Raw genomic sequence first — 22299 nt, forward strand, 5'->3', positions numbered from 1 at the left:
AAAAGCTTTAGGTGCGTTTAGCGTCAGGCTTAATCGTGTTGTGCTTATCGTCAGCCGATGCTTTGCGGGCCCCGTATAGGCGGGAGGCACCTTTAATAGGTCAGTGGTGGATCTTATACTGAGGTAGAAGGCTGCCTCGCAGCGGTAAAACATGTCTGCGAGGCACCGTGTGAGGGAGTACGCCGGTTATATTTCTTGTGCGATTTTGGCCTTGCGCACCAGCTGAATAAATTCGGTGCGGTAGCCGTATAGGTCATCGCCTTTATTGGCTTGCGCCAAGGCAATAATATCGTCGTAGCTAAAATTATTAAGGTAGACACTGCCGGTAAGCTGTTGCGAAAATCCGGCAACGGCGGTGGCAAAGGCGACCTCTCGTTGTAAGTCGCTGTCGACTTGGGTGTCTGCGTTGGTAATGGGGCGCTGTAGCAGTTTTGATTCGCTCTCTTTGGGCAGTTTGTAGCGCAGTTTTAAGTAACCGTATTCGTTACTGTTGTCAGATTTTTTTGCGGCGTTTTTAGTGTAACGGCTGTCGTCAATCAGTTTGGCGTCAGAGTCTGTTAGTGTTAGCTCGTACAGTGCGGTTACGCTATGGCCGGCACCGATATCCCCGGCATCCACTTTATCGTTGTTAAAATCTTCGCGGTTTAATAGCCGGGTTTCGTAACCTATTAAGCGGTACTCGGCGACTTTTTTGGGGTTAAACTCCAGTTGAACTTTAACGTCTTTAGCAATGGGGAACAGTGCGGCGTTGGCCTCTTGCACTAGTACCTTTTGCGCCTCGCTTAAAGTGTCTATATAGGCCGCCACGCCATTGCCGTTTTGCGCCAGAGTTTGCATCAGCTTGTCGTTGTAGTTGCCTTGGCCAAACCCCAGCACACTAAGAAAAATGCCTTGGTCGCGTTTGCGCTCAATATACCCTTTGAGTTGTTCGGTATCGCTAATGCCCACGTTAAAGTCGCCATCGGTGGCGAGTATCACGCGGTTAACGGCGTTTTTATCAAAGTTGGCTTCGGCTAACTGGTACGCCTGCTTAATACCTTCGGCCCCGGCGGTGGAGCCGCCGGCTTCTAGGTTGCGCATCGCGGTTACTATTTTTTGTTTGTCTTTAACAGCGGTAGGTTCTAATACGGTACCGGCGGCGCCGGCATACACCACAATGGCGACGGTGTCGTCAGGGTTTAAACTGCCTAGCAGCATATCCATGGCTTGCTTAACCAGTGGCAGTTTGTCGGGGTTGTTCATCGAGCCGGAAACATCCAACAGAAATACCAAGTTTGTTTTAGGTTTTTGCTGGTCGCTTAGATCGTAACCCTTGATGCCGATATGAAGCAGCTTTTTACCTTCGGCCCAAGGTGCATCGGTAACCGCAATGCTGGGCAAAAAGGGCTGCTCACGGTTTGTCGGCGTGGGGTAGGCGTAATCAAAGTAGTTAAGCATCTCCTCCGCTCGCACCGAATTTTTAGCCGGGAGCACCCCGTTGTTTAATTGGCTGCGAACAAAGCTGTAAGAGGCGGTATCGACATCTACCGAAAACGTCGATACTGGCTCATCGGCAGTGCGTTTAACCGGATTTTCCTGTTGCGTAGAGAATTTATCGCGGTTTTGCGGAATTGGCCGGGCCACTGAATCTGCCGGCACAGGCGCAGCGCTGACAGCCATGTGCATAGCGTCGGGGTAGGACGCACGGAACGCTTTGGATACGGTAGAAGCCGGAGGGGCTTCGGGAGTTCGGGCGCCTTCGGGTTTTGCGTATCCTGATACCACTACCTCCTCGATCATTGGATCGTGGGCCGCAGCCTCCTGTGGGCTGGGCATATTGATGTCAGAAAGTATCACCTCGTTTTCGTCAATCGATGGTGGAGAAACCGTTAGTAGGGCCGGTAAAACCACAAAAAGCCCAAGGACGGTAACACTGGCGGCGGCGAGGCCGGCAAATAGCGTGCGTGTGGTAGATGAAGTCATAACAATGCTCCAGAGGGTTGCGTCTTTAATAAGACGTAACCGTTGCCAAAATCCTTGGCTGCTGGAGCGATTATTTTCTGGACTGCCTTGAGCCGCCTGCTGCGCTTGCGCAAATTCGTCCAATGCGGCGCGCATGGTCGCCTGCCGTGCGCCGGGGTCGGCGGGTGGAATATCTTGCTGTTGCAGTAATTTATCGATGTCGGTCATGATATGTGCGCCCCATCGGTTGATGCGAGCTGCTTTCGCATGTGGTGTAAACGCCAGGAAATGGTGGATTCTTTTACGCCGAGTATATCGGCGGCCTCGCGGTGGTTAAAACCTTCGGCCAATACCAAGAGTGCCGTTTCGCGCAAGCCTTCGCCCATGTTGTCCAGCTGTTTGAGGATCTGCTGTAAGTAAACCTGTGACTCATCCCGTGCCGCTTCGCTGGGTTGCTCTGCTGCCTCGTCGGTATGATCATGGCGGCTGTCTTGGCGCTGCCAGTCTTGGGCTGTGTTAATGACTAAGCGGTACAGCCAGGTACTAAAGGCGGAGCGGTGCTGAAACTGGGTAATCGCGCGGGCCAGTTTAATGCAACACTGTTGGGTAATATCTTCGGCGGCCTCGCGCCTGGCACACCAGCGAAACGCAAAACGATAGATAACGTCGTAGTGCGCCTCAAGCAGCTCACTAAACGCGTCCGTTTCGCCGGCTTGGGCGCGGCGGATAAGTTGGCCGAGGTTGTCTGGGTCCATAGAGGTACCGTAGCGCTCTTTGTCAGTAAGACGTTGCGAGTCGCAAAATCCTTGGCGCTCGCTTGATATTTTTATGTAGTGACGGCTCTGTGCCGCCTGCGGCCAGCTGTAAAACACTAATAAAACGGCTGGTTGCAGTTTACGCTAGGTGATTAGCCGTGGCCAAAATTATTAAAATGCTCTCGGGATTAACTGCTGTGATTCACCTTTAACGGTTGCGAGTAGGGCTTTAACGTCGGCTCGCGGGTCCATCCACTCATGCGCTAGCTCGTCACTTAGGCTGACTGGCATTCGATCATGTATGGCGCGGAACTCGCCCAATGCTGGCTGAGTGAGAATTGAGCAGCTCCATAACTCTTCTTTCCAGCAGTCCCAGATGGCGGCGAGTTTAAGCACGCCGTTGGTCTCGACATAGTAGGGCTGTTTACCTTCGGGCTCGTTTTTCCATTCCATAAATGCCGCCGCGGGCACAATCGCACGGCGGTATCGTACCGGGTCGCGATAGGCTTTGCTGCTTAATAGACTTTCGATTCTGGCGTTGAACATGGCAAAGCGCTGGTTGGGTGGGTCGGGCGACCAGTGCGGGTGCAACCACCAGCGCATCGGGCCCATATGGGTGCCTTCTTCATCCCTGAATAGTACGGGTACGGCTTGGGTGGGGGCGATGTTGTTTACCGTGGGCAGGCTGATATTGGCTAATCCAAAGCTCGCCAATAAGGCCTCAGCGGCTTTAGAAGGGGCCACAAAAAGTCGTCCGCACATAGATTATCTCAAATTCTAAACATTGATGTGGGTATTGTAACCAACTCATCGGTTTTCGGTCAGGGTTTTTAGACCGCTCTCATTAGGAGTGCTCTGTAATGCGCTGTAATTCTCGCCATTCACCCGCTCTGGCATCATCCATTATTACTGACAATAACATTGCATTTTTTAACCGTGTGACGCTGAAAATATTGATCTTATAAGTGTCTCTACTTGCTTGATCAGCGTTTTTGTCACTCGGTGTTCGCTTCGCTGAGTGTAGGCTCTAGGCCGTACACATTGTGCGTTATTACAATAATCGATCAGTTCTTACTAAGTGTTTTGCGTGGTTTGAATTGTGTGATGGGAATATTCTGAGAGGGATTTGTTATGGAAAAGACCCGTGCACTCGTTTTGGGTGTAACCAGTTTTTTGTTGGTGGCTTGTAATGGCGCCAGCAACGATAATGTCGCCGTGACTAACGCCGTTGCGTCTGCGTCTTCTGCCTCAGCGCCGGAGCCGCTGAGCCCTGATATCCCCCCTAAAGAGCCCTTTGGCGGCAAGGTCACCCTTGAGTCGTTACAGCATGATTTTGATGTGTTTTCATGGGAGTCGTTTATCGCGCTTAACTGGCCGGCCGATGCCCAGGGCAACCCACTTTCGGGGGTAACCATCGGTGAGCAGCCGGACGTCTTACGGGTTTGGCAGCACTATAAAGAAAGTCGCGATATATTTTTACCCGGCGGCAAAAAACCGCCGGGTTGGAATCAACCTTTTCCGCCGCCAGCTCTGTGTGGCACCGATGCCACTAAGCCACTGTTGCGTCAGGTAGGTAAAACCCCCAATGTGCTGGATGAAAGTGCCGAGCCATTTCAAACCGGCCCGTTAATCGACCAAAACGGGCAATACACGCGCTACGAGATTTTAACCAATCAGGTGATGTTTGATTATATTCTCGATAACGACTTGTACAGCAAAGCCGGGCAAACGGAGTTTGATGCGAAGGCGGAGTTTCCTTTTGGCACCGATACTGACGTAGGCTCGATAATGTTAAAAGCCGCTTGGAAGGTGATGGGCGAGGGGGATGACCCAAGCCAGTTTTATACCACCGAAGCCTATGTTTACAATAACCCTCATGAACATGCCGGAGTGAGCGAAGCTTGCCAGCTGCAGCGCGTGGGCTTGGTTGGGTTTCATATCGGTACGAAAGTCGAGGGTAATCCGCAGTGGATTTGGTCTACCTTTGAGCACGTAAACAACGCCCCGACCCAGGGGCAAGCGGCCGATAAAGAACATTACAACTACTATAACCACAACTGCGCCGATGGCGGCGTTGATTGCACTGCCGTTAACGAGCCGCCACCGCGCCCCTGGAACCCGGCCAATACCAATACCCCGCCCAGCCAAATTGAGCGGGTTATCCCCATCGCCGACGATACCGCCGCACTTAATCGGCAATACCAACAAAAACTGCAAGCCGCCGTGCCCGGCACTGTGTGGGCAAACTACGAATTAATTAGCACCCAGTGGCCAACCGCCGCTGACGATGTAACGGATGAGACGGGTATTCCCGCGCCGACGTTTTTGGCTAACGCTACGCTCGAAACTTATATTCAGGGGCGGGTACGTCAAACCTCGTCTAGCTGCATCCAGTGCCACAATAATGCGGCGATGACTAACGGCAAAAAGTCGGATTTTACTTACTTGCTTGAGCGCGCTCAGTAACTACCAGGAGATTACTATGTCTAGTATGGACAATTTTGTCGGGCTGAGCGTTGTGCTAACAGGCTTTGCTAAAAGCGTTTTAAACCCCACCTTAGATGAGGTCAACATAAAAGCCGAATACTTACCGGTGTGGACTGAGCGCGTGGCCAGTGAATCTGGCGATAACCAATTACCCGAAAAAATCCTCAGTAGCTACCAGGCATTGAGTGAGCAAAAACCGGCGTTAACCGATCAGCAAATCGGCGAGCAAATGCTTAGCGACTCGCAAGGAGCCGCATTTGTGTTGGCGTGTCGTCAGCTTATTTTTTTGTGGTACATGGGCGCCTGGCCCACCGTGCAAGAAGCGTCCGGTACCGATACCGGGGGCCGCACCGATTTTCACACGCTGTCGTCAAAAAGTTATACCTCGGGTTTGGTGTGGCGGGTAATGCAGGCGCACCCCATGGGCGACTCTAATTATAGCTACGGGTATTGGTCCGAGCCGCCCGCGACACTTAATAATTATACCGGTCAACCTAAAGATTAAGGAGCAGATCATGAGTGACAGTGATGTTTACGACTTGGTAATAGTAGGCGCTGGTATTGCCGGTGCCATCGTGGCCCATGAGCTGGGCAAAGCCGGTAAAAAAGTATTGATACTAGAGTCGGGCCCTAAGGTGCCGCCCAATCGCTCGGGTTATATGGAGACTTTTTATAAGGCCAATGCTAAAACCCCCGAGTCGCCATACCCGCCGGCGACACAAGAGGCGGTGCCTTCTACCGCAGATAACCCACTGGGTTTACCCGACCCCGCCGCTGAAAACACGCCGCGCTATACCGTGTTACAAGTGGATGCCTGGCGCAAAAAAAATCAATGTTATTTTGATTATACCGAACAAGATAAAGGGTTAACCGGCACCAGTTTAAACGCTAAATTCGCCTTTGCCAGTTCGTACGAGCGTATTGGCGGTGGCACAACGTGGCACTGGTTGGGCACCTGTTTGCGGTTGTTCCCTGAAGATTTTCAGCTAAAAACCTTGTATGACCAAGGCGTTGACTGGCCGGGCGGCAGTGATTTTTACCAAGCGTTAGTGCCTTACTATGAGCAGGCTAACCGTGTGATTGGCGTCTCGGGTGATAAACCGTCGCTGGAGCGTGTGTATGCGCAGTACAACGTTGATCCGAGCGGCACTTACGGTACCGACTACGACTTTGCCATGCCGGGCATTGTACCGAGCCTGCAGGATGACTTGTACAGCAAGTCGCTGGGGGATATGAGCTACGAAGGTAACCCGGTGTATGTTACGCCAACCCCGCAAGGGCGTAACTCGGTGCCCCATCAAAGTCGTCGTCAGTGCGCGGGTAATACCAACTGTATTCCTATTTGCCCCATCCAGGCCAAATACGACGCGACGGTAACCCTCGCCGATGCCGTGCAAACCGGCAACGTAGAAATTCGCTACCAGCACGTGGCCAGCAATATTCAGCTGGCAGATGACGCTAGCGTTTGCGGTATCGACTATTTGGTGTACGACCAACCCAATGGTATTGCCACCGGCTCGGGCACCGTGCAAGCCAAAGCGTATGTGCTGGCTGCGCACGCCATCGAAACGCCCAAGCTGTTGTTAATGTCCAATAAAAACCTAGGTTTTGAGTGCGGTGTTGCTAATAAGCACGATCAAGTGGGCCGCCACTTGATGGATCACATTATGTATTTGGGTTGGGGGTTGGCCAAAGACCCGATGTACCCTTACCGTGGGCCGCTTTCCACCTCGGGCATCGAGTCGCTGCGCGATGGCGGGTTTCGTCGCGAGCGCTCGGCCTACCGGGTAGAGATTGGCAACGAGGGATGGCAGTGGGCCGCCAACGACCCGGCCACCACTTTGGCTGATTTTGTGTTTGGTCAAAATAACTCGCAGTTAAACGGCAACTCGGTGAATGAGCAGGGCCAGCCATTGCGCTGGGATGCCAACGCCCCGGCGTTTTCCAAATTGTTTGGCGCCGAGCTGGTGCAAACCCTTAATCAGGTATACACGCGGCAGATGCGCCTGGGCTATTTGATTGAGCAGCTGCCCGACCCGGATAATCGCGTGCAATTATCTTCTGAGTTAAAAGACAATTTAGGCCTGCCGAGGCCATTGGTTACCTACCGGTTGGGCTCGGACTACGAGCGCAAGAGTTTTGTCTCGGCTAAAAAACTCACCACCGAGTTGTTTAACAAACTTGGCGCTACCGAGTACACCAAGGCACCGGCCGATCCGGTGTTTTATAAAACCGAGGGTGGGCCCGAGGTTACCTCCACCAGTTTTCAGTACAGCGATGATGACGGCACTACCCATAACTTTAAGTTTTATGGCGCCGGCCACATTGTGGGCACTTACCGCATGGGCACTAAACCCGAGAACTCGGTATTAAACTCACGTCAGCAATCCTGGGATCATCACAACCTGTATATGGTGGGCAGTGGGGTCTTCCCGACCATTGCTACCGGTAACCCGACGCTTACCATTGCCGCACTGGCGCTGCAGGCGGCGGAGAATATTAAGCAAGACTTGGTGTAGGCTGGTTATGAGTTTGGTCGTTGTTATTGTGATGCCCCGGAGGCCCGGGGCATTTTTGCGGGGAGTGTTACTTACTAGCCGCTTCGCGCATGTCCATAATCGGCATGGTGCCGCTGCCTAAAATAGTGGCGGGTAGCTTACCGTCCCAGGCTTGGGCTTCGGTTAATTTCACAATCAACGGATTGTCACGCAAGGCGCGCGCTTTTGCCTCAATGGCTTTTGCCTCGGCTTCACCTTTAAGCAGTATCGATTGCGCCTCGGCCTCGGCCACTTTAATAATCCCCTGGGCCTGTGCGTCGGCGGTGTTTACTTCGCGCAGGGCTTCTAAGCGTTGCCGCTCGAGCTTATGCTCTTCGGCGGCGGCCAGGTTTTTTTCGGTTTGCTTGGTTTCAATCGATTGAATGTATTTGCTGGGCAGTACGATATTTTCAATCTGAATGTTATCCACGATCACGGGAAACTCTGACATCTCTTCGATTAACCGGGTTTCAATGCCGGTAATGGCCAGGGCGCGATCCTGAATCAACTGTTCGGCTTCAAACTTGGGGATGGTGTCTTTGGTGGCGGAGCGAAAACGCGGGTCGAGAATGCGCTGTTCAAATTGCAGCAGGCCACCATAGCGGCGAAACAGCTCCAGTGCCGCCTCTTTGTTAACGGTCCAGTTTACCGACACTTCGACGGTTACCGGCATTTGCTCGGCGGTGCTGCTGGCCATTTTCTCACCGTTTTTACGGGTGCGCACTTCGATGGATTCGACCGAGTCCATAAAGGGCACCTTAAAGTGCAGGCCGGGGTTCTCTTGATACTTGGCCTCGCCAAAGCGTTTTACAATCCCGACGTGGCCCTCCTCGACGGTATAAACCGAACTCATAGCGACGATGAGTACCGCTAACGCGAAAATGCCGGAGGCAATCCATTTAATATTCAACTGTTTTTGAAACATAAGGCAAACGTCCTTTTTGATGTAATCCAATGGTTTTTATTATTCGCTAAGCGGCGCACGCTTGTTTTATGCTGCCGCTATAGCGCTGGTGAGATTAATGTCACGCAGCCAAACTGTCAATTGCGGCGATGCTAGCCCTGCAACCCTTTACTCGCTAAATATTCATCGTAGATACCCGAAAAGTCGATAATTTTATTATCGCTGATTTCTAAAATTCGGGTGGCTACGGACGAGACAAACTCGCGGTCATGGCTGACAAAAATCAAGGTGCCTGGGTAGTTCTCCAGCGCCACATTCAGCGATTCGATCGACTCCATGTCCAGGTGGTTGGTGGGCTCATCCAGCAACATCACGTTGGGCTTTTGCAGAATCAGCCGGCCAAAAATCATGCGGCCTTGCTCACCGCCCGAGATAACCTGCACGCGCTTGTTGATATCGTCGTTGCTAAACAGTAAGCGCCCCAGTGTGCCGCGAATTAACTGCTCATCGCCGTTGACCGGCTTAAACTGGCTCATCCACTCAAACAGTGTCTCGTTATTGGCAAAGTCGCTGGTGTGGTCTTGGGCGTAGTGGCCGATTTTAACGTTCTCGGACCACTTAACCGTACCACTATCCGGCGTAAGCTCGCCCAGCAAGGTACGCAGTAGGGTGGTTTTACCCGCGCCGTTCTCGCCAATAACCGCAATGCGCTCGCCCACTTCAACCATTAAATCAAAAGGCTTAAACAGCGGGCCCTCGTCAAAGCCTTTGGTGAGGTTGTGTACCTCAAGGGCTAAACGGTGCAGTTTCTTATCTTGCTCAAAACGGATAAACGGATTCACCCGGCTAGAGGGTTTAATGTCTTCCAGCTGAATTTTATCGATTTGCTTAGCGCGCGAGGTGGCCTGCTTGGCCTTAGAGGCATTGGCCGAAAAACGGCTGACAAACTGTTGCAGCTCGGCGATTTGGTTTTTCTTTTTGGCGTTATCCGCGTACTGGCGCTCGCGCACAGCGGTGGCCGCTGTCATGTAATCGTCGTAGTTGCCGGGGTAGAGGCGAATCTCGCCGTAATCGACGTCGGCCATATGGGTGCACACGCTGTTTAAAAAGTGTCGGTCGTGCGAGATGATCACCATGGTGCTGTTGCGCTGGTTAAGGGTCTCGCTTAGCCAGTGAATGGTGTGGATGTCCAGGTTGTTGGTAGGCTCATCCAGCAACAGTACATCCGGGTTCGAGAACAGCGCCTGCGCCAACAGCACCCGCAGCTTCCAGCCGGGGGCGATTTCACTCATGGGGCCAAAATGTTGCTCGACCCCAATGCCCAGCCCGATCAGCAACTCGCCGGCGCGGGACTCGGCCGTGTAACCGTCCATCTCGGCAAACTCAGCCTCTAAGTCGCCCACCCGAATACCGTCGGCCTCGCTCATCTCGGGCAAGCTGTAAATACGGTCGCGCTCTTCTTTTACCGCCCACAGCTCGGCGTGGCCCATAATCACGGTATCCACGACTGAGTATTGCTCAAAGGCAAACTGATCCTGGCGCAGCTTACCGATACGCTCACCCGGGTCGAGCGACACGTTACCGGCGCTGGGGACCAAATCGCCCCCCAGAATTTTCATAAACGTCGACTTGCCGCAACCGTTAGCGCCGATTAAGCCGTAACGGTTGCCGTTGCCGAATTTAACCGAAACGTCTTCAAATAACGGCTTGGCGCCGAACTGCATGGTGATATTGGCGGTAGTGAGCACGGGTAATCCTGTCAGGTGGTGAGGGTGGTTGCGGGGCGCAGATGTTGAGCTGATCTGGGTTATCGCCAAAGGCGCGCGATTGTCCCAGAAGTGGGGGGATACATCAACGGTAAAGGTGTGAAGATGCCGCTAACGCGGGGTTTTACGGTTATACCGGCCTTGGGGCGGTATCCAGTGGCTTTTTAGCTACGGAGTGCCTTGGGTGCTATACGATTACATTAGTAGGTTACTACCTTGTGTGCCCTCCGTCGCCGGGCGGGCGAGTCCCTTTTTGTAATGCGACGAAAAAGGGACGAAAAAGCGCACCCCGGCATCTCAGATCTAACGGGTCCCCTCACTCCAGCCTATTTTAGCGGGCCGCATCGACACGCCGCACCCCAGGGCACCTTCTCTTGCTGCGCAATTCACCTTGTCTTTGGCGTGGCGATGCTTGCGCAAACGCAGCCCAGGCTGCCCTCTCTGTCGCTCCGCGCCATTCACCTTGTCCCTGTTTGCTTACCCCCTAAAATAGGCCTCCGCTCGGCTGGCTGCAGGGGCTCCAAAAGCGGCGCTTCGTAGTTGGTGAATCGTCGAAATACCACATTGTCTCGCTACATCGTCATACCGGTCTTGAGCCGGTATCCATTGGTTTTGTTACCTACGAAATGCTTTGGGTGTTGTGCGTATATTTCAATCCGACAATAAATAAGCGTTAAAGGCTTAAATGCAAGTGTTGCCGGAAGTGTAAAAATGGTATATTTTCTATATATGAGTGTATTTGAATTTGACAGCAAAAAAAGCGACTCAAATAAATCTAAACACGGTATTGATTTTAATGAGGCTCAGCTCATTTGGAGTGACCCTGATCTGCTTGAAGTTCAAGCTACATCGGATGATGAGTCACGCTTTTTGATGATAGGAAAGATTGCCAATAAACATTGGTCTGCTGTTATAACGTATCGCGATGGAAGTATAAGGATTATTTCTGTTAGGCGATCTAGAAAAGCTGAGGTAGCTATTTATGAAAGCTAAGAGTTTTGATAAAAGATTTGATAATGATAAATCGGACATTATTGATAACCTCGATTTAAAAACCATCAAGCGCCCAAATCAAGAGCAGAAGCGTGTCAATGTTGATTTTCCTACCTGGATGATCGAGTCGCTCGATCAAGAAGCCTCTCGCATAGGGGTTACACGCCAATCAATTATAAAGGTGTGGTTGTCTGAGCGTCTTGAACAGTCTGCTTTTAATCGGTCAAAGCTTTAATATCTCGGCTCATTTGCTGAAATCCATTTGAGGGGTAATTGAGCATGGCTAAGCAAAATACAATGTCCGGCGAGGAGCTAGGCAACAAGCTTCTGCAGTCTGTGAATGAAATGAAGGCGGGCAAGGCGGCACGAACAACGGAGGTTTCACCCAACGAGGTAGCGGCGGCTCGTATTAAAACCGGGCTTTCACAATCACAGTTCGCGCAGGCTTTGCATATATCCCCGCGAACCCTCCAAGAGTGGGAGCAAGGTCGCCGCAAACCCTCGGGCGCGGCTCAAGCGCTAATTCAAATTGCGTTTAGGCACCCGGAAGTTATTGCAGAGTCTTTGATGGACGCAGGCTGATTATCTGCCCGTATTGGTAGAAGGTGGCTTTAGCTTGCTCGTCATGCCGTACGTTTACTGGTGTTCAGGTCATAGCGCCGCCAGAGGCGGAAGCTTTTTATATGCCCGTATCGCCGGGCGTGGCGAGTTACTTTTCTTTGTTTGGGCAAAGCAAAGTAACCAAAAGAAAGCCCACCCCGGCATCTCAGCCCTGCGGGTTCCCTCGCTCCGGCCGATTTTAGCGGGCCGCATCGACACGCCGTCCATGGCGTGGCGATGCTTGCGCACGCATCCATGCGTGCTTACCCCTAAAATAGGCCTCCGCTCGGCTGGCTGCAGGGGCCCCAAAAACGTCACTTCGTAGCAGGCTTGGGTTGATAGTTGCGTTTATCGCTTTGGCGTAATATTCTACGGTAAACATAGGCGCCTATCGCGCAATTTAATGGTCAAATAATGCCGGACAAGGAGCTGTCAGAAAATGCCATTTTTCTTTTCTATCAAACACATTCCGTAAATCCCTCAACCAACCTCTACCAAAGATAGGTTGCCGCAGGGAGTGTGACCTTGGCAAATGAATTAACTGTTAAAAGCCCTAAGGAGTCATAATTAGTATGGCTAGAAATGGAACTTATTATGTTGGTCGAGTACTCAAGCTTGGGATTCTTGATCAATCCATGCTAATACGTGGAGTTTTGAGGCCTACTTCTATAAAAATAAGGGGTAATGCGTGGACAATAATTGACTCCCAAGAATATAAAAAAGGTGATGATCATTTTATTTATGGGCGTCTTAGCAAGTATTCACCGGAAGGCGAAGTAACAATTATTGATGAAGTTAACCGGCAAGAGGTACAGCAAAGTGAGCCTAACCTTTTGGTTGCATCCAGTCCGTTTATCTATATACCAGAGCATTCAGGAATTGCCTTTCTCAATGTTTATTCTCACATTGAACAACATACCTTCATAGATAGATTTACTAAAATTATTGAAGAAAGTCATAATGGGTTCTTTGTTGATTGTGACATAGAAATGATTTCAGATTTAAAGTCTTTTGCTGCAAAACTTGGAGCGCTCGATAAGATCTATCAAGTAAATTCAAAGGTATCTCCTCCCAACCCTCTGTTCGGTCCTCTGTGGTCTTCGTTGAAAGATTACTTGATTGAAAGAAATACAGACCGAATGACGATTATAGAAAATGCGCCTGAGACTCAATCGATTGATACAGATCTTCCCGGTATAGTCCAGCGTGCAGCTGAGCAAGCAGAGGATGAAGGATATTTTACGGATGAAGATTTACCCATAGGCGATGCAGCTATTCTAATGGCTGCTGATGGATATGGGAGCGGTACCGTAAGGGGCGAACAAGGTAACGAGGTTGTAACTATCAAAACCAGTGAAACAGCTAAAAACTTCGCGTTTACCAAAATACCGGAACCTTACGAACTGTATGAAAAAGTGTTCGCTATATTCGAAAAAATTAAAAACAAGCGACACATGAAGCACTAATATGAAAAGAATCTTGGATGTCGTTCGATTTACATTTGTCTCGCCAGAGTTCGCATGGATTTTGGGGCTTATCGCACTTCTATATGTTTATCCATATCCTTTGATTGTGGTGGGCGAAAAAATTGGTGCTAATGATGAGGTCTGGAAATGGCTTCCCACATTGCCGTTGCTGTTTTCAGGTATCACATTCAGGCTTTCATCCAAAGTTCGTGCTCCCTTTGATAAAGGGAATAAGCAGTTGTACGAGTGGTTAGATTTTTATCGCATTACAGATAGGCTTTATACAGCCTATATTTTGGCAGCAATAAGCTCTATCTCAATAATATCGATTTGGATTTTTCCCGATACTTTTTCTTTGGCCATAATTGGTTTAGTTTTTTTTGCGGCTGTAGGGGTTTCTGGTTTTGTAGCGCTCCAGGTCTTTTTAGCGGCACAGAAAATAAGAGAGATTATTGAACAATATGGGGATCAGTTTTGATAAGTCTCTGTATTTCGTTCCGATCCCAAAAGACTGACCTTCACAGGTTGTTGGGGCAAGTCTTGAACCGTTAATTTCATTTGTTGATGACTACGAAGCACCGCTTTTAGATCCCCCGTAGATACAGCCGAATGGAGGCTTATTTTATCGGTTGAGCACACAGGACGTGTGCGAGAGGATTGTCAGCGCATGGACGCGCTGTCAATCCGGGCCGTTAAAATCAGCTGGAATGAGGGAACCCGTAGGGCTGGATATGTTGGGGGCGCGCCTTTTGAGTACTTTTCGTCGCGAAACGAAAAGTACTTCGCAACGCCCGGCGACACGGGCATATCAAAAGCTTCCGCCTTTGGCGGTGCAATCTTATTCATGCCGGCCAAAGGCCGGTATGAAGACTAAAACCCTACTTCCCCGGCTCATACCCCAACACAGGACTCAACCACCGCTCCATATCCACCAAACTCATCCCCTTACGCTCGGCAATGGATGCGACCTGATCTTTCTCGATTTTGCCGATGGCAAAATACTCGGATTCTGGATGCGAGAAGTACCAGCCAGACACAGCGGCGGTGGGGAACATGGCGTAGTGTTCGGTCAGCTCCAGGCCGGTGTTCTTTTCGGCATCCAGCAGTTTAAACAGGGTGCCTTTCTCGGTGTGGTCGGGGCAGGCGGGGTAGCCGGGGGCGGGGCGTATGCCTTGGTAGCGCTCGCGGATAAGGTCGTCGTTGTCCAGCTGTTCGTCTTGCACGTAGCCCCAAAACTCGGTGCGCACGCGTTTGTGCATATGTTCGGCCAGGGCTTCGGCTAAGCGGTCGGCCAGGGCTTTGACCATAATACTGTTGTAGTCATCGCCGGCGTCTTTGTATTGCTGTGCCAGCTCTTCGGCGCCGATGCCGGCGGTGACGGCAAAGCCGCCGACGTAGTCTTGCTTGCCGGATTCTTTAGGGGCGACAAAGTCGGCCAGCGAGTAGTTGGGTTTTTTGTTGCCGGGCTTTTGCTGTTGCTGACGCAGGTGATGCAGGCGTGCCAGTTCGTTGCCGTCATCGTCGTGGACGGCAATGTCGTCGTGGTTGACGGTGTTGGCGGGCCAAAAGCCAATCACCGCGCGTGCGGTTAAGAGCTTTTCGTCAATCAGCCTTTTGAGCATGGCTTGGGCATCTTCAAACAAATTGGTGGCGGCTTCGCCGACCACTTCATCGGTGAGAATTTTGGGGTACTTACCGGCCAAATCCCAACTGATAAAAAACGGTGTCCAGTCGATGGTGTCGAGCACATCGGTTAGCGGGTAGTCGTCAAACACTTTAACGCCGGTAAAAGCGGGTTTGGGTGGGGTGTAGTTGTCCCAGTCGGCTTTAAAGCCGTGCTCGATGGCGTCGGGGTAGGTGCGCAGGGTGCCGCGTGGTTTGCGGTTGGCGTTACGTACGCGTACGGCCTCGTATTCATCTTTGAGTTTGGCCACAAATGGGTCGCGGGCCGTGTCGGATAATAAGGTGCTGCAAACGCCTACGGCGCGGGAGGCGTCGGCTACGTACACTACTTGGTTTAAATCAAACGCCGGGTCAATTTTAACCGCGGTGTGGGCTTTGGAGGTGGTGGCACCGCCAATCAGCAGGGGTTTGTCTATACCTTGGCGCTCCATCTCGCGGGCGACACTGACCATTTCGTCCAGCGATGGGGTGATTAACCCCGACAAGCCGATGATGTCGCAGTTTTGCTCGATCGCGGTTTGGATGATTTTTTCGCCGGGCACCATAACGCCCATGTCGACCACTTCAAAGTTATTACACTGCAGCACCACACCGACAATGTTTTTACCAATGTCGTGTACGTCGCCTTTTACGGTGGCCATTAAAATTTTGCCGTTGGGGCGGGCGCCCTCGACTTTTTCGGCTTCGATGTAAGGCTGTAAATAGGCGACCGATTGCTTCATCACGCGGGCCGATTTAACCACCTGGGGCAAGAACATTTTACCGGCGCCGAACAAATCGCCCACTACATTCATGCCGTCCATTAAGGGGCCTTCAATCACATCCAACGGGCGCTCGGCTTGCTGGCGGGCTTCTTCGGTGTCTTCAATAATGTAAGTGGAGATGCCTTTAACCAGCGAGTGCTCCATGCGCTTTTTAACGTCCCAGCCGCGCCACTCTAAATCTTCTTTTTTGGCGACGCCGCTGCCGCCTTCGCGATATTTCTCGGCAATATCCAGCAGCGCTTCGGTGCCCTCGTCGGTGCGATTTAAAATCACATCTTCGACTTTGTTGCGCAGCTCGTCGGGCAGGTCATCGTACACCGCAAGCTGGCTGGCGTTAACGATGCCCATGTTCATGCCGACTTTAATGGCGTGGTACAAAAATACCGAGTGGATGGCCTCGCGCACTGGGTTGTTGCCCCGGAACGAGAAAGACACGTTGGACACACCACCCGAAACGCCGGCGTGGGGCAGGTTCTCGCGAATCCAGGCGGTGGCTTCGATAAAATCTACTGCGTAGTTGTTGTGCTCTTCAATACCGGTGGCTACGGCAAAGATGTTCGGGTCAAAAATAATGTCTTCGGGTGGGAAGCCGACTTTATCCACCAGTAAGCGATACGAGCGCTCGCAAATTTCTTTTTTACGCGCAGCGGTGTCGGCCTGGCCTTGCTCGTCAAACGCCATCACCACCACGGCAGCGCCGTAGCGCATGCATAGGCGGGCTTTGTCGATAAACTCCTGCTCGCCTTCTTTCATGCTGATGGAGTTAACAATGCCTTTGCCCTGAATACACTTAAGGCCGGCTTCGATGACCTCCCACTTGGAGGAGTCCACCATAATGGGCACGCGGGAGATATCCGGCTCGCCGGCAATCAGGTTTAAAAAACGAACGATGGCGGCCTCGGCATCGAGCATGCCTTCGTCCATGTTGATGTCGATGACCTGGGCGCCGCCTTCGACTTGCTCTAGCGCCACTTCCAGCGCGGTGTCGTAATCCTCTTCGACAATCAGGCGTTTAAAGCGCGCCGAGCCGGTCACGTTACAACGCTCGCCGACATTCACAAACAGCGAGTCTTTGGTGATGTTAAAGGGCTCAAGGCCGGATAAACGACAGGCGGGCTCGATGTCCGGGATTTGGCGCGGCGGGTGTTTCGCTACGGCCTCGGCAATGGCTTGAATGTGGTCGGGTCGGGTGCCGCAGCAACCGCCGATGATGTTTAAAAAACCGGCGCTGGCAAACTCTTCGACAATCACGGCCATTTCGTCTGGCTCTTGATCGTACTCACCAAACTCGTTGGGCAGGCCGGCGTTGGGGTGTGCGGATACATAGCAGTTAGCGACGCGCGACAGCTCTTGCACATATTGGCGCAACTCGGCCGCACCCAGGGCGCAGTTAAGGCCGATGGAGATGGGCTTGGCGTGGGCCAGCGAGTTGTAAAACGCCTCGGTGGTTTGGCCCGAGAGCGTGCGGCCCGAGGCATCGGTAATGGTGCCCGAGATCATAATGGGCAGCTCAAAACCTAATTCGTCAAACACCTCTTGCACGGCAAAAATGGCGGCTTTTGCGTTGAGGGTGTCGAAGATGGTTTCGATAAGAATTAAATCCGAGCCGCCTTCAATCAACGCTTTAGTGGCCTCGATATAGTTCTCGACCAATTGATCGAAGGTGACGTTGCGCGCGCCCGGATCGTTTACGTCGGGTGAGATCGAGCAAGTGCGCGAGGTGGGCCCCAGTACACCGGTCACATAGCGGGGTTTGGCTGGGTTGTCGGCGGTTAGCTCGTCGGCCACCTCGCGGGCGATGCGTGCGCCCTGCAAATTTAATTCGTACGCCAGGCTTTCCATGCCGTAATCGGCCATAGACACCTGAGTCGAGTTAAAGGTGTTGGTTTCAATAATGTCGGCGCCGGCCTCTAGGTACTCCCGATGAATTTGTTTCATCATCTCGGGTTGGGTGAGGTTGAGCAAATCGTTGTTGCCCTTAACATCACTGGGGTAATCGGCAAAGCGCGTACCGCGATAGTCCGCCTCCGAGAGCTTGAGGCTCTGAATCTGGGTGCCCATACCGCCGTCGAGCACTAAAATGCGCTCGGTTATGGCTTGTTTTAATTGGGCAATGCGTTGGTCGCGATCGGTAGCACTCATGCAGAAAACCTGTGTCTCAACTTATGTATCGGGTGGTGTAGGCCGGCGACCGGTGCTTTTGGGGCACCGGCTTTGATGCTGGCCGCGCATTTTACCAGTATTTGGCCGACGATAGGGCGCGGATGGCTCGCCCTTGCAAGGGGCGTGTTGGCGTTAACCGAGGGTAATGCTCATTTGCGCGCGGCGAGTTTCGCCTGCGGCTACTTGCCAGGTATCGTTTAGGCAGGCGCCGCGCTCGACACAGACGTAGCCGGTGTGGTTGCCGGGGCCAATATCGTCCACTTTGGCGGCCAGCTCGGCACCGGTGTTCCAAGTCACCACGCTGGGGCACGCGTCGCCCGCTACCTGCAGGCGGCGATTGTGATCGTCAATGGTGACGGGGAGTTGAATATCCTCGTATACGCGGTCTACTTCGCCGGCAAAGGTGACGGGCCCGCTTTGGGTAAAGCGGGCGCCGCCGGCGACTTTATCGGCGTACTCGCGGCCATCCAGGCCTTCGATCCGCACTTGGCTAATATCGCTAACGGCAAAATACGTGTGCATGACCCAGCTGGCATTAAATGCCGATTGGCTATTATTAGTGAGGGCTAGCTCAAGGGTTGGTGTGTCGCCCAGGGTTAGGGTCAGCTCGGCGTTAAAGTCGTGGGCAAACTGAGCGTCGGCTTGGTGTTGTAGCCCCAGTTTTAGACGCGCGCGGCCTTGCTCATCGATGTGGGCGGCCAATAGATCCCACGGTTGGGTGCGGGCAATGCCGTGATTGGGCTGGTTGCTGTCGCTGGGGTGTGGGCCAAACCAGGGCAGGCAAAGCGGAATGCCGCCGCGCAGGCTGGCGCCCTCACTAAAGTTGCACTGGGGACTGACCCACAGCAGCTCGTCACCGCCGGTGGGGGTAAAACGCATTAGTTGTGCGCCGTTAAGTGCCAGAGTCGCCTGACATTTAGGGGTGTTAATTTGCAGTAGCGCAAGGCCTGTGCCTGGATTGTGGGGGTAGAGGCTAGCGCTGTCGGTCAGTTCGAGAAAATCGCAACGGGCGATGATATCGCTTAAAGAGTCGGTCATGTGGGGCTCGCTGTGGTTTTACATGTGTGGCGTGGCGGCGGCTCTAGTGGTGTAATCTGTCTCGGTTAACCCGGCAGTGGCCGCTCTGTGTCGCCTATTTTAACAAATTCGCGGGCATCGCGCAGGGCACTGGTAACCGGTTTAAGGTTTCGTTATAGGGCGAGTCACAGTATTATGCGCGCCCGTTTAACAATATTGAGGTCAGTGTGTCGCAAACAGCAGTTACTGTCGGTCAACGCTATGTGAGTGATACTGAGCCCGAGCTGGGTTTGGGTGTTGTGTTACAAGTCAGTGGCGGTACGGTGGATATCGGGTTTCCCGCCGCCGAACAACGTCGCACTTATTCACTGCAAGAGGCGCCCCTAAGCCGGGTGCGCTACGCCGAGGGCGAGCGCGTTAAGCATCAAGCAGGGCAGTGGCTGGTGGTGCAGCAAGTGATCGAGCAGGGCGGTTGTTTGTTGTATCAAGCCTTAAGCGACGACGGCGAGGTTATTGCCGTTCCCGAATTTGAGCTCGACAGTTTTGTGCAGTTTAGTAAGCCGCGCGAGCGTTTGTTCTCGGGGCAGGTTGACCGCAGTAACCACTTTGCTTTGCGCTATCGCAGTCAAAACCTGCGACACCAGATTCAAAGCAGCGATGTGTTTGGCCTGGCCGGGCCTAAAGTGTCGCTGTTGCCCCACCAGATGCATATTGCCGAGCAAGTGGCCAGCCGCTTTGCCCCGCGGGTATTGCTGGCCGATGAAGTCGGCCTGGGTAAAACCATTGAGGCGGGCCTAATTTTGCACCGCCAGTTGCTTACCGGGCGCACCCAGCGCGCTTTGGTGGTGGTGCCGCCAGCTTTGCTGCATCAGTGGCTGGTCGAGATGCTGCGCCGCTTTAACCTGTCGTTTACCTTACTTGATGAAGAGCGCTGCCAGGCGCTGGATGGTTCGGGCGATGAGATGCTCGACTTTGAGATGGACGACGTTCAGTTTTTAGACAGTCTGGAGCAAGAAGACGACGAGGTTAACCCGTTTGAGACAGCGCAGTTGGTGTTGTGCTCGTTAGATTTTTTAACGGGCAACGAGCAACGCTTAAAGCAGGCACTGGCGGCCGACTGGGACATGCTGCTGGTGGACGAGGCGCATCACCTAAGCTGGAGCCCAAGCCACGCCAGCGACGAGTATGTGGCCATCGAGCAGTTGGCCGAGCGCGCTAAAGGTTTGTTGCTGTTAACGGCCACGCCCGAGCAGCTGGGACTTGAGAGCCACTTTGCCCGGCTGCGGCTGTTAGACCCCAGCCGTTATTACGACTTTGAAACCTTTATAGCCGAGCAACAAAGCTATAAACCGTTAAGCGACTTGGTTGAGCAAATACTGGCTGAGCGGCCCGAGGACACCGACGCCAGCGGCAGCTTGCCTGCACAGCAGTGGACGGCGCTCGCCGAGTATCTGGACGCCGACGCCATTGCCAGCGCCAAACAAAAGGCCCAGCAGCAATCGCTGGCCGCTGCCATTGATGAGTTGGTAACGGTATTGCTCGACCGTCACGGCACGGGCCGGGTGTTGCTGCGCAATACGCGCCACGCGGTAAAGGGCTTTCCGACCCGCCACTTGCACGAGCACCCCATTGCGTTAGAGGCGCCCGATGCCAGCGCCCTGGGCGAGCGTGAGCTGAGTACGCAATTACACCCCGAGTACTACTGGGCCGACCAAGGCGATTGGTGGTTGCATGACCCACGCGTGCTCTGGTTAAAAGAGTTTGTTAAAGCCCGCCGCGGCCAAAAAATCTTGGTGATTTGCGCCGATGGCGATACCGCGCAAGAGCTAGAGTTGTATTTGCGGCTGCGCCAGGGCGTTGCCTCGGCGGTTTTTCACGAGAGCATGAACCTAATTGCCCGCGACCGCGCCGCGGCGTATTTTGCCGATATGGAAGACGGCGCCCAGGTGCTGATCGCCTCCGAGATCGGCAGTGAAGGGCGCAACTTTCAATTCGCGCAAGATTTAGTGTTATTTGATTTACCCCTTAACCCCGATTTATTAGAGCAGCGTATCGGCCGCTTAGACCGTATTGGGCAAGCGGGCGAGATCCACCTGCACGTACCCCTGTACACCGCGCCCGAGGGGTTAACCGCACAAGAAAAACTGGCCCGTTGGTACCACGAGGGCATTAACGCGTTTACCCATACCTGCGCCATTGGCCACGCCGCGTTTAACCGCTTTGGCGATGCGCTAACACAAGCCATGCGCACGGACAGCGGTGAGGCGCTTAACACCTTAGTCGATGAAACGGCGAGTTTCTCGCAGGCGCTCAATGCCGAGTTGCAAGCGGGCCGCGATCGTTTGCTCGAGCTAAATTCCTGTCGCCCACAAGTGGCTGCGCAATTAGTCGAGCAGCTACAGCAACAAGACGAGGGCGCGGTTCTGCCCGAGTTTTTAATGCGTGTGCTGGACAGCTTTAATGTCGAATACGAGCGCCACAGCGAAAACAGCTGGGTGCTGCACCCGGGCGAACATATGCGGGTTGATCCGTTTCCGGGCTTACCCGAGTCTGGCTTAACCATTACCTTTGATCGCCAGCAAGCGCTGGAGCGCGATGACATTAGCTTTGCCACCTGGGAGCATCCACTGGTAAGCGGCGCGATGGAGTTAATCCTCGATACTGAGTTTGGTAATACGGCGGTGGCCACCTTAAAGCTGCCACCGTTAAAGCCCGGCACGCTCATGGTCGAGGCAGTATTTTGTTTACATTGCCCAGCCCCGCCACAGCTGCAATTAACCCGTTATTTACAAGACGCGGTGATGCGAGTGCTGTTGGATGTAAACGGTAAAAACTTTGCCGCGGTGCTCAGCCCCGATAAACTGGCCAAAGTGGTGCAAAAAGTACCGCGCGCCACCTCGCAAGAGTTAGTGCGACATTCGCGCGCACAAATTGCCACCTTGCTCGACAGCGCCGAAGAGATGATGGCCCCCGAGCGCGATGTGCAGGTTAATGCCGCCCTCGATAGTGCCAGGCAATTGTTGGGCGCCGAAATTACCCGGTTGCAAGATTTGGCTAAGGTGAACCCCAATGTGCGCCAAACCGAGATCGAGCAATTACAACAGCAGCTAGACGATACCGTTGCACACCTTGAGCAAGCGAGCCTCAAGCTCGATGCGGTTCGGGTGATTGTGGCGGTATGAATTTACGTCTGAAGTCCGATGTCTGACGTCTGATGAGTCTG

General features: G+C 53.0%; 16 protein-coding genes. 9 read left to right on the plus strand and 7 right to left on the minus strand.

Annotated features, from left to right (window positions below; all coding sequences use genetic code 11):
- Positions 1-186: 186 nt before the first annotated feature.
- Genes ACGHAD_RS05805 through ACGHAD_RS05815 form a run of 3 tightly spaced genes read right to left on the minus strand, consistent with a single transcriptional unit; the run spans position 187 to position 3458 of the window.
- A complete protein-coding gene (locus tag ACGHAD_RS05805; RefSeq protein WP_382416482.1) occupies positions 187-2169 on the minus strand; it encodes a von Willebrand factor type A domain-containing protein in 1983 nt (660 codons plus the stop codon).
- A complete protein-coding gene (locus tag ACGHAD_RS05810) occupies positions 2166-2813 on the minus strand; it encodes an RNA polymerase sigma factor (RefSeq protein WP_382416480.1) in 648 nt (215 codons plus the stop codon). The genes ACGHAD_RS05805 and ACGHAD_RS05810 overlap by 4 nt, the downstream gene beginning before the upstream one ends.
- A gap of 54 nt (positions 2814-2867) precedes the next feature.
- A complete protein-coding gene (locus tag ACGHAD_RS05815) occupies positions 2868-3458 on the minus strand; it encodes an SOS response-associated peptidase (RefSeq protein ID WP_382416478.1) in 591 nt (196 codons plus the stop codon).
- Positions 3459-3827: 369 nt separating this feature from the next.
- On the opposite strand from ACGHAD_RS05815, the gene ACGHAD_RS05820 reads away from it, so the two are divergent.
- Genes ACGHAD_RS05820 through ACGHAD_RS05830 form a run of 3 tightly spaced genes read left to right on the plus strand, consistent with a single transcriptional unit; the run spans position 3828 to position 7702 of the window.
- Positions 3828-5162, plus strand: coding sequence for a hypothetical protein (locus tag ACGHAD_RS05820; protein ID WP_382416476.1), 1335 nt, complete (start codon positions 3828-3830; stop codon positions 5160-5162).
- A 16-nt stretch (positions 5163-5178) separates the two neighbouring features.
- Positions 5179-5688, plus strand: coding sequence for a hypothetical protein (locus ACGHAD_RS05825; protein ID WP_339616240.1), 510 nt, complete (start codon positions 5179-5181; stop codon positions 5686-5688).
- Positions 5689-5698: 10 nt separating this feature from the next.
- On the plus strand, positions 5699-7702 hold the full coding sequence (locus tag ACGHAD_RS05830; protein ID WP_382416474.1) for a GMC family oxidoreductase: 2004 nt from the start codon (positions 5699-5701) through the stop codon (positions 7700-7702).
- Between the two features lie 67 nt (positions 7703-7769).
- On the opposite strand, the gene ACGHAD_RS05835 is transcribed toward ACGHAD_RS05830, so the two are convergent.
- Both ACGHAD_RS05835 and ACGHAD_RS05840 read right to left on the minus strand, forming a co-directional pair.
- Positions 7770-8645, minus strand: a complete 876-nt coding sequence (locus ACGHAD_RS05835) for a prohibitin family protein (RefSeq protein WP_041523645.1) — start codon at positions 8643-8645, stop codon at positions 7770-7772.
- A 131-nt stretch (positions 8646-8776) separates the two neighbouring features.
- Positions 8777-10372, minus strand: coding sequence for an ABC-F family ATPase (locus ACGHAD_RS05840; protein ID WP_382416472.1), 1596 nt, complete (start codon positions 10370-10372; stop codon positions 8777-8779).
- 747 nt (positions 10373-11119) lie between these two features.
- On the opposite strand from ACGHAD_RS05840, the gene ACGHAD_RS05845 reads away from it, so the two are divergent.
- The 5 genes from ACGHAD_RS05845 to ACGHAD_RS05865 all read left to right on the plus strand — a co-directional run bounded on the left by ACGHAD_RS05845 (position 11120) and on the right by ACGHAD_RS05865 (position 13927).
- Positions 11120-11383, plus strand: a complete 264-nt coding sequence (locus tag ACGHAD_RS05845; RefSeq protein WP_382416470.1) for a BrnT family toxin — start codon at positions 11120-11122, stop codon at positions 11381-11383.
- Positions 11373-11618 carry a type II toxin-antitoxin system BrnA family antitoxin gene (brnA, locus tag ACGHAD_RS05850; RefSeq protein WP_382416468.1) on the plus strand — a complete coding sequence of 82 codons (246 nt, stop codon included), beginning with the start codon at positions 11373-11375 and terminating at the stop codon, positions 11616-11618. Before ACGHAD_RS05845 ends, brnA begins: the two co-directional genes overlap by 11 nt.
- Positions 11619-11662: 44 nt before the next feature.
- Entirely contained in the window at positions 11663-11965 is a 303-nt protein-coding gene (locus tag ACGHAD_RS05855) for a helix-turn-helix domain-containing protein (RefSeq protein WP_382416466.1), read from the plus strand.
- A gap of 590 nt (positions 11966-12555) precedes the next feature.
- Positions 12556-13449, plus strand: a complete 894-nt coding sequence (locus ACGHAD_RS05860; protein ID WP_382416464.1) for a hypothetical protein — start codon at positions 12556-12558, stop codon at positions 13447-13449.
- 1 nt (position 13450) lies between these two features.
- Positions 13451-13927, plus strand: a complete 477-nt coding sequence (locus ACGHAD_RS05865; RefSeq protein ID WP_382416462.1) for a hypothetical protein — start codon at positions 13451-13453, stop codon at positions 13925-13927.
- A 400-nt stretch (positions 13928-14327) separates the two neighbouring features.
- Here ACGHAD_RS05865 and metH read toward each other — a convergent pair whose 3' ends face one another.
- Complete coding sequence (gene metH / locus ACGHAD_RS05870) at positions 14328-18038, minus strand: methionine synthase (protein WP_382416460.1); 3711 nt, start codon at positions 18036-18038, stop codon at positions 14328-14330.
- Positions 18039-18191: 153 nt separating this feature from the next.
- A complete protein-coding gene (locus ACGHAD_RS05875) occupies positions 18192-19097 on the minus strand; it encodes a D-hexose-6-phosphate mutarotase (protein WP_382416459.1) in 906 nt (301 codons plus the stop codon).
- Positions 19098-19303: 206 nt separating this feature from the next.
- Between ACGHAD_RS05875 and rapA the strand changes: the two genes are divergently transcribed.
- Positions 19304-22258: an RNA polymerase-associated protein RapA gene (gene rapA, locus ACGHAD_RS05880; protein ID WP_382416458.1), complete on the plus strand. Its 2955-nt coding sequence runs from the start codon at positions 19304-19306 to the stop codon at positions 22256-22258.
- The last annotated feature ends 41 nt before the right edge of the window (positions 22259-22299 follow it).

This window comes from Gilvimarinus japonicus, from assembly GCF_042847215.1.
Classification (GTDB): Bacteria; Pseudomonadota; Gammaproteobacteria; order Pseudomonadales; family Cellvibrionaceae; genus Gilvimarinus; species Gilvimarinus japonicus.